Origin of the sequence: Bradyrhizobium sp. 44 (assembly GCF_023073095.1) — a bacterium.
Classification (GTDB): Bacteria; Pseudomonadota; Alphaproteobacteria; order Rhizobiales; family Xanthobacteraceae; genus Bradyrhizobium.
Map to the genome: position 1 here is coordinate 277,971 of NZ_JADPIY010000014.1, position 12,668 is coordinate 290,638.

General features: G+C 64.0%; 10 protein-coding genes. 7 read left to right on the forward strand and 3 right to left on the reverse strand.

Going from position 1 to position 12,668, the window contains the following annotated elements; all coding sequences use genetic code 11:
* Positions 1-28: 28 nt before the first annotated feature.
* Positions 29-1,840: a malto-oligosyltrehalose trehalohydrolase gene (gene treZ, locus IVB41_RS12130; RefSeq protein WP_247431309.1), complete on the reverse strand. Its 1,812-nt coding sequence runs from the start codon at positions 1,838-1,840 to the stop codon at positions 29-31.
* A 335-nt stretch (positions 1,841-2,175) separates the two neighbouring features.
* Between treZ and glgA the strand changes: the two genes are divergently transcribed.
* The 5 genes from glgA to IVB41_RS12155 all read left to right on the forward strand — a co-directional run bounded on the left by glgA (position 2,176) and on the right by IVB41_RS12155 (position 8,011).
* The gene (gene glgA, locus IVB41_RS12135) at positions 2,176-3,585 is read left to right on the forward strand and encodes a glycogen synthase GlgA (protein WP_247431311.1); all 1,410 of its coding nucleotides are present in this window, start codon (positions 2,176-2,178) and stop codon (positions 3,583-3,585) included.
* A 73-nt stretch (positions 3,586-3,658) separates the two neighbouring features.
* The gene (locus tag IVB41_RS12140; RefSeq protein WP_247431314.1) at positions 3,659-3,916 is read left to right on the forward strand and encodes a DUF3606 domain-containing protein; all 258 of its coding nucleotides are present in this window, start codon (positions 3,659-3,661) and stop codon (positions 3,914-3,916) included.
* Positions 3,917-3,957: 41 nt separating this feature from the next.
* The gene (gene glgX / locus IVB41_RS12145; RefSeq protein ID WP_247431317.1) at positions 3,958-6,195 is read left to right on the forward strand and encodes a glycogen debranching protein GlgX; all 2,238 of its coding nucleotides are present in this window, start codon (positions 3,958-3,960) and stop codon (positions 6,193-6,195) included.
* A 104-nt stretch (positions 6,196-6,299) separates the two neighbouring features.
* A complete protein-coding gene (locus IVB41_RS12150) occupies positions 6,300-6,593 on the forward strand; it encodes a hypothetical protein (protein WP_027570452.1) in 294 nt (97 codons plus the stop codon).
* Positions 6,594-6,739: 146 nt separating this feature from the next.
* Entirely contained in the window at positions 6,740-8,011 is a 1,272-nt protein-coding gene (locus IVB41_RS12155) for a DUF892 family protein (protein WP_027570451.1), read from the forward strand.
* Positions 8,012-8,014: 3 nt separating this feature from the next.
* Here IVB41_RS12155 and IVB41_RS12160 read toward each other — a convergent pair whose 3' ends face one another.
* The gene (locus IVB41_RS12160) at positions 8,015-11,131 is read right to left on the reverse strand and encodes a DEAD/DEAH box helicase (RefSeq protein ID WP_247431322.1); all 3,117 of its coding nucleotides are present in this window, start codon (positions 11,129-11,131) and stop codon (positions 8,015-8,017) included.
* Between IVB41_RS12160 and IVB41_RS12165 the strand changes: the two genes are divergently transcribed.
* Positions 11,130-11,360 carry a hypothetical protein gene (locus IVB41_RS12165; RefSeq protein WP_247431326.1) on the forward strand — a complete coding sequence of 77 codons (231 nt, stop codon included), beginning with the start codon at positions 11,130-11,132 and terminating at the stop codon, positions 11,358-11,360. The two genes, IVB41_RS12160 and IVB41_RS12165, sit on opposite strands and share 2 nt — an antisense overlap.
* A gap of 159 nt (positions 11,361-11,519) precedes the next feature.
* Here IVB41_RS12165 and IVB41_RS12170 read toward each other — a convergent pair whose 3' ends face one another.
* A complete protein-coding gene (locus tag IVB41_RS12170; protein ID WP_007595982.1) occupies positions 11,520-11,780 on the reverse strand; it encodes a hypothetical protein in 261 nt (86 codons plus the stop codon).
* A gap of 121 nt (positions 11,781-11,901) precedes the next feature.
* Between IVB41_RS12170 and IVB41_RS12175 the strand changes: the two genes are divergently transcribed.
* On the forward strand, positions 11,902-12,633 hold the full coding sequence (locus IVB41_RS12175) for a DUF3750 domain-containing protein (RefSeq protein WP_247431329.1): 732 nt from the start codon (positions 11,902-11,904) through the stop codon (positions 12,631-12,633).
* The last annotated feature ends 35 nt before the right edge of the window (positions 12,634-12,668 follow it).

Below are 12,668 nucleotides of genomic sequence, written 5' to 3' on the forward strand. Positions count from 1 at the left end.
GCTTTCGGAAGCGTTCCTCGCCGTTCCATCACGCTTCCTGGCCAAGCCGCACGATGATGTCGTTCGGCAACAGGGCTGGCGCGTCGGCCGCGCCCAATCGCCACAGGCTCTCGCCCGCGACCAGCGCCGGCATGGGCAGTTCGCGGTCGGCGAAATTGGCGACAATCTGCAAGATGTCCCCCTCCTCCGTCCGCCAACGGGCATCCAGGCCGCCCTTGCGCTGGTCCTCCCCCAGCAACTTGCAATGAGCCGACACGAAACCCCGTTTGATCAGCGGCACGATCTTCTCGCGCCGTATCTTCAGCAATTGGGTCGTCAGACCGCGAAACCTGGCGGTGGCGGGAGAGCGATCGATGTCCGTCCAATCGAGCTTCGATGCCTCGAAGGTTTTTTCATCGCACGGATCCGGAATTCTGGCGCGCATGTCGGGCGTCGAGAATGCCTTGAAGTGCGCGAACTCCTTGCGCCGCCCTTCCCGCGTCAGCTCGGCAGCTTCGCCGGACCAGTCCGCGAAGAACAGGAATGGCGTCTCGGCCGCGGCTTCCTCACCCATGAACAACATCGGAATATGCGGGTTCAAGAGAACCAGTGCCATGGCCTGATCCAGCTTCTCCGGACCGACCAGCGCGGAAAGCCGCTCCCCGAGCGCGCGGTTGCCGATCTGGTCGTGGTTCTGGGCGAAGAAGATGGTGGCCTCAGGCGGCAGATGCGCGCTCGGCTCGCCGCGCGGTTCGTCATGCAGCGGAAAGACTTCGCCCTGGTAGGCAAAGCCCTCGGTGAGCGCTCGCGCGAGATGTTCAAGCGGCCTGTCTGCGAAGGCGCGATAATAGCCTTCGTCCTCGCCCGTCAGCAGGACGTGGAGCGCGTTGTGAAAATCATCGCCCCATTGCGCGTCATAGAGCCGGGTTCGCCCTTGAGCGCGGTCGAGCAGGCGGGCCTGATTGGCCTCGTTCTCCAGCATCAGATGCACGCGCCGGCCCGGCAGCTGACTGCGAACCGTCTCGGCAAGCTCGATCAGGAAATGGCGGTCGGAATCGTCCTTCAGCGCGTGAACGGCGTCGAGCCGCAAGCCGTCGAACCCGTAGTCGCGCAGCCACATCAGCGCGTTCTCGATCAGGAACTCGCGCACGAACGCGCCGTCGTGTCCCTCGAGGTTGACCGAAGGCCCCCAGCCGGTGCTATGGCGCGGGGTGAAGAAGCTTTCTGCATAGAGGTGCAGATAGTTCAGCTGCGGCCCGAAATGGTTATAGACGACGTCGAGATAGACCATGATGTCGAGGGCATGCGCCGCGCGTAACAGCCGCTTGAGGTCTTCCGGCCTGCCGTAGCGTGCATTCGGCGCGTTCAGCAGCACGCCGTCATAGCCCCAATTGTGCCGGCCGGGGACGTCATTGAGCGGCATCAGCTCGATCGCGGTGATGCCGAGATCGCGCAGATAGGGCAGCTTCTTCTCGATACCGGCATAGGTGCCTTCCTCGCTGAAGGTGCCGACATGCAACTCGTAGACCACGGCCTCCGCCCAGGGGCGGCCGGGATAGAGCACCGAGTCCCGGAACGCCGCAGTGTCCACCACCTCGCTCGGCGCCCCGACGTCGTCCGGCTGGAAGAACGCGGCAGGGTCGGGAACGACCAGATCTTCGTTAATCCTGAACTGATAGCGCGTGCCGACACGCGCGGTGGGGCTCAACCATTGGTACCAGCCATCCTCGTCGCGCGTCGTTCGAAGTGCCGGCCGGCCGGCTTCGAGCAATTCGACCGATTGCGCCGTCGGCGCCCAGAGATTGAAGCAGACCCCGCGGTCGAGGCATTGAGGACCGTGGTGTCGCGCTTGCCCTGCCATTCCCAATCTGTGACTCAAAACTGGCCGCCTTTGCGTGCATGGCTGGAAGTTACGACACGCTTCGCGAGGCTCGATTTTACGATCGCTTAAGCATGCTCAGGACGTGAGAAGCCGAGATGCAGGCATTCGTTCCTCAGGCGAGCGCCGCACCCCGCGCACACGCTCTGTGTGCACTTTTGAACCGAGGACGAAAAACGTCTGTTCGGTGGCGAAAGTTAGGAACGTTTGTTGCGGCGCGGAATTCAGGAATTGCGCTCCGTTGGGGAAGCGCAATTGGAATTCTAGAGATGGTTGGCAGAGGCCAGTGGTGTTCCTCGGGCCGGGCGGCGTGACGCATGCGGATCCTTTTCGCGACGCCCGAAGTATCAGACTTCATTCAAGTGGGTGGACTTGCCGCCGTCTCGGCGGCTCTCCCGCGCGCCTTGCGCGACTTTGCCGACGTCCGCGTCATCATCCCCGGCTACCCGGCCGTCCTGCGCGGATTACAAGACCTTACGACCGTCGGACGATGCCAACCTTTCGCGGCCCTTCCGGCCTTTGCCATCGATCTTGGGCATACCGCCGACGGCATGACCTATTACGTCGTCCGGTGCCCGGCGTTGTACGAACGAGACGGCACGCCCTATGCCGATGGCCGCGGAGCTGATTGGGGCGACAACAATGTCCGGTTCGCAACCTTCTCTTATGCCGCAGCGCAGGTCGCGAGAGGATTGGTCGACAAGGATTGGGCCGCCGATCTCGTCCATGCCAATGACTGGCAATGTGCACTGATCCCCGGCTATCTGGAATGGCACTACGCGCACATTCCGACTGTGTTCACGATCCACAATCTGGCCTATCAAGGCGTCTTCGACCGCAGCTCGCTCGCGCCGCTGGGGATTCCCGAGGCGAGCTTCAATATCGACGGCGTGGAATTCTACAATCGCCTGTCCTTCATCAAGGCCGGCCTGGTCTACGCTTCCCACCTGACGACCGTCAGTCAGACCTATGCCCGCGAGATCACCACGGCCGAGTTCGGCTGCGGTCTCGAAGGGCTGTTGCGGCAACGGGCCGATCGCAACCAGCTTTCGGGCATTTTAAACGGAATCGACGAGAGCTGGGATCCGCGCACCTGCTCCTCGCTGTTCCAGCCGTTCGGCGCCGGTGACTGGGCCGAACGATCATTGAACGCCGACGATGTCAGGGAACAGTTCGGGCTGGCGGTCTCGAGAGGTCCCCTGTTCGCGCTCGTGGCGCGTCTGGTGCACCAGAAGGGCGTCGACCTCGTCATCGAGAGTGCGCAAGCGATCATCGACGCCGGCGGCCAGATTGTCGTGACAGGCAAGGGCGAACCGCAATTCGAGGAGGCGCTGCTGCAGGCGCAGGTGCGCGCGCCGCGCTCGATCGGCGTGAAGATCGGCTTCGACGACGCCGAGGCACGAAAGATATTCGCCGGCAGCGACTTTACCCTGATGCCGTCGCGCTTCGAACCCTGCGGGCTGAGCCAGATGTACGCCCAGCGCTTCGGCTCGCTGCCGATCGGCCATCGCACCGGCGGGCTCGCCGAGACGATCGTGGACGGCGAGACCGGCTTCCTGTTTGACCGCGCGTCGGCGCCCGGCTTCCTTGGAAGCCTTTGCCGGGCCTTTTCCACCTTCGGCATGAAGGACCGGCTCGATCACATGCGCCGCGCGGCCATGGCACAGGCCTTTACCTGGACACAGTCGGCCAAGTCTTACGCAGAAATCTACAAATCCTCGATCTAGACGGGTAACTGCAGACGAGCAAGGAACGGAATCGCCTGAGGGGTGGTTGCAACTCTACACAGGAGTTTTCGACATGCGCCACTCGAAGCCGCAGCCGATCCGCAACAAACTCGACTTGGCCGACCCTACTCAGGTGCGCCTCGTCAGAAAGCGTCTCGGGCTATCCGATGCGGAGCTGACCAGCATCGTGGAGCGGATCGGCAACTCGATTGCGGCGATCAGCAAGGAGGCGGCGCTGCAAAGGGCAACCACGCTGCCCAAGCCAGACGATGTGCCTCCTGTCGCCGTGATTACTTCTGCGACGGCCGGCGAACGGGCGACGCGCAAGTGAGAGCAAGTGCACCAAATTGTTGAAGGGCTGTACGGGGAACGATGGATCAAACAGTACATTCAGACGACGCCCTGACGCGGGCGGCCTCGAGCCTGCGCCGCTCCCGCATCAGCGAGGGCAAGCCGTTTCCGCTCGGCGCCACCTGGGATGGGCTCGGCGTCAATTTCGCGCTGTTTTCGGCCCATGCCACCAAGGTCGAGCTTTGCCTGTTTGACGACGACGGCGAGACCGAACTGGAGCGGATCGAACTCCCGGAATATACCGACGAAGTCTGGCACGGCTATTTGCCCGCGGCCCGTCCCGGCACCGTCTACGGCTACCGCGTCCATGGCCCCTACGAACCCGACGCGGGACACCGCTTCAATCCCAACAAGCTCGTGCTCGATCCCTACGCCAAGCAGCTGGTCGGCCGGTTGCGCTGGGGACCGGAGCTGTTCGGCTACCAGCTCGACCATGCCGACAAGGATCTCTCCTACGACGAACGCGACAGCGCGCCCTTGATGCAGAAATGCCGCGTCATCGACCCGGCGTTCACCTGGGGCGCCGCGCGCAAACCGGAAGTGCCGTGGGAGCGGACGATCGTCTACGAGACGCACGTCAAGGGCTTTACCCAGCTGCATCCGCTGGTGCCAGACGCGGACCGCGGCACGTTCTCCGGTCTCGCGCATTCGGAAGTCCCGGCTTATTTGCGATCACTCGGCATCACCAGCGCAGAATTGCTGCCGATCCATGCCTTCGTCGACGACAGCTATCTGGTCGAGAAAGGCCTGCGCAACTACTGGGGCTACAACTCCCTTGCCTTCTTTGCGCCGGAGCCGCGTTACCTCAAGACGCCGTTCGCGAACGAATTCAAGACCATGGTCAACCAGTTCCACGCCCATGGCATCGAGGTCATCCTCGACGTCGTCTACAATCACACCGCGGAAGGAAACGAACTCGGTCCGACGCTGTCATTCAAGGGCATCGACAACGCCAGCTATTACCGCCTGCTGCCGGACCAGCGGCGCTATTACATCAACGACACCGGTACCGGGAATACGGTGAACCTGTCGCACCCGCGCGTGCTGCAACTGGTCGCGGATTCCCTACGCTACTGGGCGACCGAGATGCGAGTCGACGGCTTCCGTTTCGACCTCGCCACCATCCTGGCACGGGAGCCCTACGGGTTTGACGAAGGCGGCGGCTTTCTCGATGCATGCCGCCAGGACCCCGTGCTCTCCAGCGTCAAGCTGATCGCCGAGCCCTGGGACATCGGTCCGGGCGGCTATCAGGTCGGTCAGTTTCCGCCGGGATGGGCGGAGTGGAACGACAAATTCAGAGACACCGTGCGCGCTTTCTGGAAAGGCGACGAGGGTTCGATCGCGGATTTCGCCAAGCGCGTGTCTGGATCCGGCGATCTCTTCAACAAGCGCGGCCGTCGGCCATGGGCCAGCGTCAACTTCGTCACCGCCCATGACGGTTTCAATCTCAACGACCTCGTTTCGTTCAACGACAAGCACAACGAGGCCAATGGCGAGGACAATCGCGACGGCCACAGCAACAATCACTCCTGGAACTGCGGCGCCGAGGGACCAACGGACGATCCGGAGATCATTGCGCTGCGCGAGCGCCAGAAGCGCAATCTGCTGGCAACCATGCTGTTGTCCCACGGCACGCCCATGCTGCTAGCCGGCGACGAATTTGGACACACCCAGCACGGCAACAACAACGCGTACGCCCAGGACAACGAGACCACATGGCTCGACTGGATGGGCATCACCGCGAACGGTCGCAGCCTTCGCGAATTCACCCGCAAGCTGATCGCGACGCGCAAGGCATTTCCGATTCTCTACCGCAGCCGCTTCCTGGTCGGCTCCCACAACGAAGAGCTGGACGTCAAGGACGTGACGTGGCTCGCGCCGTCCGGAGAGGAAATGACGACGGAGCAGTGGCAGGACGGCAACGCCAAATGTTTCGCTTTGCTGCTCGACGGCCGCGCCCAGGAGACCGGGATCAAGCGCCGCGGTTCGGACGCAACCATGCTGCTGATCTACAATGCTCATCACGACGTCGTCAATTTCACCTTGCCCGCGGTCGCCGAGGGACGCAGCTGGATCGGATTGATCGACACCAATCAACCGGAGGGGCAGATGCCCGCATTCGAATTCGGGCATGTTTATGCGATGACCGGGCGATCCCTCGTGGTATTCGGCCTCGCGACCGAGAGCATCGCCACGCGGCGCCTGCGCCAAGGCCTCGGCGCGCTGCTGGACGTCGTGGAGGCGCCGCTGCCGGGATAGTTCGCCATGATAGTGCGAGAAGACGTTTTCGACTTGATGAGACAGGGAACGCCCGCAGGTCACCGGCGTTCGAGTAGATGGGGCATCAGTCGGAGAACACCGAGATGAAGTTCACAGGTGCCGTTATCCTCGCCGCTCTCGCGCTGCCTGCAGCAGCCTGGGCGCAGGCCAGCAAGCCTGACGTTTCGTCCGCGCCGAGCGCACAGAATTCGGGAGCCGGCATTGCCGGACAGCCCGGCAACAAGAACGGGCCGACCGCCAAGCCTGGTGAGACCGTCGGATCGAGCTCGACGAGCTCCACTGGCAATACCGCCGTGCAATCGCAGGATCCGGCGCATATTCAGGGCGCACCGGGCAACAAGAGCGGGCCGCCTGCCAAGCGTCCGGATCAACGCTGAACGAACCCGCCCGAAATCCTGCCGATCGACTTCGAACGACCTGCGCCTGACATCATCGGCGCAGGTCGTTTCGCGAGGAACGAACGCTGAAGCCGCCCGTTCGGAAGACATCTTCTTTCCTGTCCTTCCAATCCGAGAGTCCTTCCATGTATCACCATGTCAAGAAGCTGATGTTCACCGTGCGTGTCGACGAGCCGGATCCCCGCTTCGGCAACATGCTGCTGGAGCAGTTCGGCGGCGCCAATGGCGAGCTCGCTGCCGCGATGCAGTACTCGATCCAGGGATTGAACTGCGAGGATCCCGATCGCAAGGACCTGCTGATGGACATCGGCACCGAAGAGCTCAGCCATCTGGAAGTGGTCGGCACGCTGGCGCGGATGCATCTCAAGCCGTCGAAATTCGACCGCCAGGCTGCCGAAGCCGATCCCCTCATCGCCATCGCCGGCGGCGGCGGGGTCAATCTCTTCAACTCCCAGGGCAATGCCTGGACCGCCGACTACCTGAAGATCACCGGCGAGCTCGACGTCGATCTGCGCAGCAACATCGCCGCAGAGGCGCGGGCCAAGATCGTCTACGAGCGGCTGATCAATTTCTGCGACGACGCCGGCAGCAAGGACGCGCTGCAGTTCCTGATGACCCGCGAGATCACGCACATGAAGGCGTTCGCGCTCGCGCTCGAGAGCATGGGCAAGCCGGCGTTCAGCATCGGCCGCATCGCCCCGACGCCCGGCCTCGTGGATCAGTTCTTCAACGATTCTACCGGCGCCGGTGATCATGGCGAGATCGACACGCGCGGACCGTGGAACGAGGGCGGCGACTGGGTCTTCACGGAGTCGCCGGCGATTCAGGCGGGCGAACCGGGTCCGGCCTCGGCCATCGTCACCGAGAGTTCGCCACCCGCAGACGAAGCCGGTCTGGGCGATCTGCTCATCAACGAGCTGCGCGATATCCTGCATGCCGAGAAGCAATTGACCAAGGCGCTTCCCAAGATGGCGGAGGCCGCCCGCTTCGACCAATTGCGTGAGCTGTTTGAGCAGCACCTCGCCGAGACCGAAGCGCAGGTCGAGCGCATCAACGAATGCTTCGAAATGCTCGGTAAATCCGCCCGCGCCAAGCCCTGCAAGGGCATGATGGGCCTCGTCGAGGAGGGCCAGGAAGTCATGGCCGAGGGCGAGGACAAGGAGGACGCGGCGGCCGACCTCGCCCTGATCGGCGCAGCGCAACGCGTCGAGCATTACGAGATCGCAGGCTACACTACTGCGCGCAACCTCGCCCAGCAGCTGCGCCACAGTGCGATCGTCGCCCTGCTGTCGAAATCGCTGGCCGAGGAGGAGAACGCCGACCAACTCCTCAACCAGGTGGCCCGCTCGCTGATGTCGGTGGCGAAAATGCCCGCGGCGGTCGAGCAGACCGAATGATCCCTAGGCGTCGAGGGGTTCGAGGAATTCCTCGACGCGTTTGAACGGGTCCTGATCACGGCGACCGGCGTAGACGACGCGGTCGCCGTCGCGCTGCAGCAATTGGCCCTCCGACTTCCCCCTGAATTTCCGCAGCCGCCCTGGCAGGAACGTCGCGGCGACGGCCTCGGGCCCGACATCGAGCCTGACGATGCCGCGCCGTTTGCAATCGATCCGGAGCCTGGCGGATGCGAAGAAGTCGCGGGCCTCCGGCGGCAGTCTGCCGAAACGACGCGAGATCTCCTCCTCCAGGTCTTCCAGATCGTCGTCGCTTCGGCACCTGGCAGCGCGGCCATAGATCTCGAGCCGGACCGCTTCCGATTGCACGTAGCCTTCAGGCAGCATGTCGGCCAACGGCATATTGAGATCGGGGACCCACAGATCGGCGCCGGTATCGCTGCCTCGCTCGGACGCCCGCTTCAGCAGATGACTGTAGAGCACGGGTCCGAACACCTGGACGTGCCCGGACTGCTGTTCCGAAAACAGATCGCCGGCGCCCCTAAGGTCGAGGTCGCGCTCGCTGATCGCAAAGCCGGCACCCGGCTTGCTGAACTCCTCTAGCACCGCCAGACGTTTCTCGGACTGCTCCGAGGTCGATTCCGTCAGCAAATGAGCAAACGCGCGCGTGCCGCCGCGTCCCACCCGTCCCCTGAGCTGATGCAGCTGTGCAAGCCCGAACTTTTCGGGCCAGCACACCACGATGGTGTTCGCGCGTGGAATATCGAGACCGCTTTCCACGATATTGGTCGCCAGCAGCACATCCGCCTCGCCATCGACGAAACTCATCATGCGGTCGTCGATCTCGTCCACGGGCAGTCTGCCGTGAAGGCAGACGATGCGCAGCTCCGGCGCCACCGATTGCACACGGGCCAGCATCGGCTCCAGATCCTGGATGCGCGGGCAGATCAGGAAGCTCTGACCATGCCGCCTGCGCTCGCGGAGCAGCGCGGCGGCAATGGCAGCGTCCGACAGCGGCGCGATCCTGGTCACGATGGGAAGGCGATGAACCGGCGGCGAGGCAATCACGCTAAGATCCCTGAAGCCGGCAAGTCCCGCCGCGAGCGTGCGCGGAATCGGCGTGGCGCTCATCCACAGCGAATGAGCCCCCTTGGCGAGCCCTGAAAGCTTCGCCTTCTCCGCCGCCCCGAAATGCTGCTCTTCGTCGATGATGACGAGGCCAAGATCGGCGAACTTCACGTCCTTTGCCGCAAGCGCCTGCGTGCCGACCACGACTTTCAGCGTGCCGCGCCGCAGCCCCTCCTTGGTCTCTCGCGTCTCCGGGCCTGAACTGGCCCGCGAGAGGCTTCCCACCTCGATGCCGAGAGGGCCGAACCGTTTGCGGAAGGTTTCGACATGCTGCCGCGCCAGCACTGTGGTCGGCGCCGCGATCGCCACCTGCTTGCCCGACAGCGCCACGGCGGCTGCCGCTCGCAGCGCGACCTCGGTCTTGCCGAAGCCGACGTCACCGCAGATCACCCTGTCCATGGGATGGCCCGCCGCAAGATCGTCGAGGACGTCTTGAATCGCCTGGCCCTGGTCCACTGTCGTGAAATAGGGGAACCGTGCGACGAATTTTTCGTAAGCCGGCCCCGGCGGCACCAGCTTGGGTGCGCGACGGCGGAGGCGCTGGCTGATGTGTTTGGCGAGCGCCTTGGCGGCGACCTGGATTTCCGCTTCCGCCTCGGTGCGCCGCGCCCACCAGCTGCTGCCGTCCGCCTTGTCCAGCGTCAGCTTGCCGGGCTCGCCGGCATAAGGCCAGATCACGGCAAGATCGGACGGCGGTACGAGCACGGCATTGTCGCCCGCGAATTTGAGCCTGATCATCTCACGTCGCGATCCCTTGCCCATGTCCAGGGTCTGCAAGCCGTCAAGCACAGCGAGCCCGCGTTGCAGATGGACAATGGCGGCGCCCTTTTCGGGCACGTCGGGATGATCGAACGCCGGGTTCCAGGCGCGCGCCATCGGCTGGGGATGATGGGCCCGGCTGCCGAGCACGTCGGACGCGGTCACGACGACAAGCGGCTTGCGGCCGGCGCCAATGAACCCCGCGTCGAAATCGGCCAGCAGCGCGCCTTCGCGGCTCCGTGCCTTCGTCACCTCGCTCCAATCGGCCAGGCGCTCCGCTTTGATGCCGCTCATGCGCTCCATCGCGCGAAGGTCATCCTCGACGGCGGCGACGAACAGCAGCCGCGATCCGCCGCGCTGCATATCGGCGACAAAGGCGCGAAGCGCCTTGCGCGGCGAAGCCAGCTTCGAGAACTCCGGCGTCGAGATGAAGGCGGCCTTGCGCGGCAGCACGCTGATGCGCTTCTTCAGCTGCTTCCAGTCCGCCTGCCCCAGATACTCGCGCTCCGCGTCCCTGCGGCCGGCGGCGTCCTCGATCGTGCCCAGCCAGCTCTCGGCGTGGGCCGATACCCCGGCATCCGCGATCCATCGCGCGCGGCTGCAATAATCAGGTAGCGTCGCCCGTTGTCCGCGCGTAGCTCCCAGCGCGATCCTTTCGGACATGGGATCGATGATCAATTCGGCGGTCTCGTAGACGACCTCGTGCTCGATGGGATCGACCGCGACGATCTTGCGGATCGTGTCTCCGGAATGCTCGATCCGGAAGGGAGCGAGCGCGCCGGCGGGAAACACTTCGAACGTCTTGCCATGGAACAGGACGCCGCCCGGATACTCCGCCTCTTCGTCGAGATCGTAGCCGAGAGCTTCCAGCCGCGTCTCCAGCTCGGGCCCGGAATAGGGTGCGCCCACCTTCAGCGTGAGGCTCGACCGCGACCAGCTCGCCGGCAGCGGCAGCCGTTCCATGATCGCTTCTGCGGTCGACACCAGGAAGACGGGTTTCTTTGCCTTGGCGAGACGCCGCAGCACCGAGCTGCGCCGGCCCGCGATCTCGCGGGAGGGCTCGAGGCCGTCGAAGGGCAGCGTGTTCAGGCGCGGAAACACCAGCACGTCGACCGAGGGATCGAGGGCGTGGATTACGCCGCCCAGCCGCTCTGCCCTGCTCTCGTCATCGCAGAGGAAGACGAGGCCGTCGCGGCCGGACTTCTCCCAGTGATCGAGCAGATGCAGCGCCAGCATGCCGAGCGGCGATGAGGAGGCGACCGCGGAACGCGAGGCGCTCTTGTCCGGGCGCTTGCTTGTCGAGCTCGTGCTTTTCGAACTCGTGCTCTTCGAACTCTTGCTTTTCGCGCTCTTGCTTATCGAGCCTTTGCTTTTCGAGCTCTTGCTTTTTGTCTTTATCGCGCCGGTCGTGGCCCGGGCTTTCCTGGTGGGCGCCAATGTGTATCCAACTTTGTTTCGCAAATAGAGGCGAGCGAGGACGAGCCCTCCCGTCGAGCTCCGTCGATAACGCACCTCGGGCCTGAGCGCCCAATGACGTCATTACAATTTTGCAATTGCGTTGAAAAGCAGAGACAGGGGGTAAAGGCAAGCGGCCTGAACGGGCAGAAGGCTAACCGGCAGGCAGCTATTGCAGGACCTTCGGCAGCACCACGACCACGTCCACGCTCTGCGCGAGGATATGCGTTGCGACCACAGCGAGCTGGTGCGAGAACTCGTCCTCGATCTCGGCTGCGCAGTCTTCGTCGCTGGCAATGGCAAACAGCAGATTGCCGTCGATTTCGTCGAACCGGATGCCGGCGAAGAGGCGATCGAAAATCTCGGCGCCCGCGATGTACGCGATTCGCGCCTGGATGGCCTGGTCCTCGACGAGCGACAACTTTCTCATGGACGCAACATATGGCCGCACCACCCGAATGCAAGAGCAGGAGAGCGCTGGCGCCGCGTGCCTTGCGAACTATATTGGTGACATCGTCCCGCCTGACCGCCGTTGGCCTTTGAGGAAATCCTTGATTCTGTTCCTGCTGCTGATCTTCCTGCCGATCGGCGTGTCGGCCGGCCGCTATTATTTGCGCGGCGACGGCCGCGGCAATTGGCAGACGGCGGATCGCTCCAGTGCCGGCCTGCTGCCGCCCGCATCCGCCAATCCCGACGCGCTGATCCGCGTGTTCGCCGCGCGCACGGTGCGCTGGCGCAGTATTTTTGCCGTCCACACCTGGATCGTCGTCAAGGAGAAGGGCGCCGCCACTTACAGCCGATACGACTACACGGCCTGGGGCGACCCGATTCGTAGCAACGGCTTTGCCCCCGACGGCCGCTGGTTCGGCGCCCTCCCGGAAACCGTCGTCGCCGTCGACGGCGCGCGGGCCGAAGCGCTAATTCCCAAGATCCGTTCCGTCATCGAGAATTACAAGTTCCGCGCCTATGGCGACTACAGTGCCTGGCCGGGACCGAATTCCAACACCTTCGTGCAGGCCGCGCTGGACGTCGTTCCCGAGCTGCGCGCGGTGCTGCCGCCGACCGCCATCGGCAAGGACTTTCCCTACAGCGGACGCTGGGCCGGCATCACGGCGTCCGGCACCGGGCTCTACGCCTCGCTGTCGGGCTATCTCGGCATGACCATCGGCTGGGTCGAAGGGGTCGAGATCAATTTCCTCGGCGCGGTGCTCGGCCTCGACATCCGCCGCCCCGCGCTGAAGCTTCCAGGCATCGGCCGCCTGGGTGTCGCGGCCGGCGCGTAAAGCATGACGGAGCAGTCCCATCAAAGTCGGTGCCC

Coding starts and splice junctions, on each gene's coding strand:
- IVB41_RS12150 (WP_027570452.1), top strand. CDS start 6,300: ATGAAGTTCACAGGTGCCGTTATCCTCGCCGCTCTCGCGCTGCCTGCA.
- IVB41_RS12165 (WP_247431326.1), top strand. CDS start 11,130: ATGCCGAGCGGCGATGAGGAGGCGACCGCGGAACGCGAGGCGCTCTTG.
- IVB41_RS12160 (WP_247431322.1), bottom strand. CDS start 11,131: ATGCTGGCGCTGCATCTGCTCGATCACTGGGAGAAGTCCGGCCGCGAC.
- treZ (WP_247431309.1), bottom strand. CDS start 1,840: ATGGCAGGGCAAGCGCGACACCACGGTCCTCAATGCCTCGACCGCGGG.
- glgA (WP_247431311.1), top strand. CDS start 2,176: ATGCGGATCCTTTTCGCGACGCCCGAAGTATCAGACTTCATTCAAGTG.
- IVB41_RS12155 (WP_027570451.1), top strand. CDS start 6,740: ATGTATCACCATGTCAAGAAGCTGATGTTCACCGTGCGTGTCGACGAG.
- glgX (WP_247431317.1), top strand. CDS start 3,958: ATGGATCAAACAGTACATTCAGACGACGCCCTGACGCGGGCGGCCTCG.
- IVB41_RS12170 (WP_007595982.1), bottom strand. CDS start 11,780: ATGAGAAAGTTGTCGCTCGTCGAGGACCAGGCCATCCAGGCGCGAATC.
- IVB41_RS12140 (WP_247431314.1), top strand. CDS start 3,659: ATGCGCCACTCGAAGCCGCAGCCGATCCGCAACAAACTCGACTTGGCC.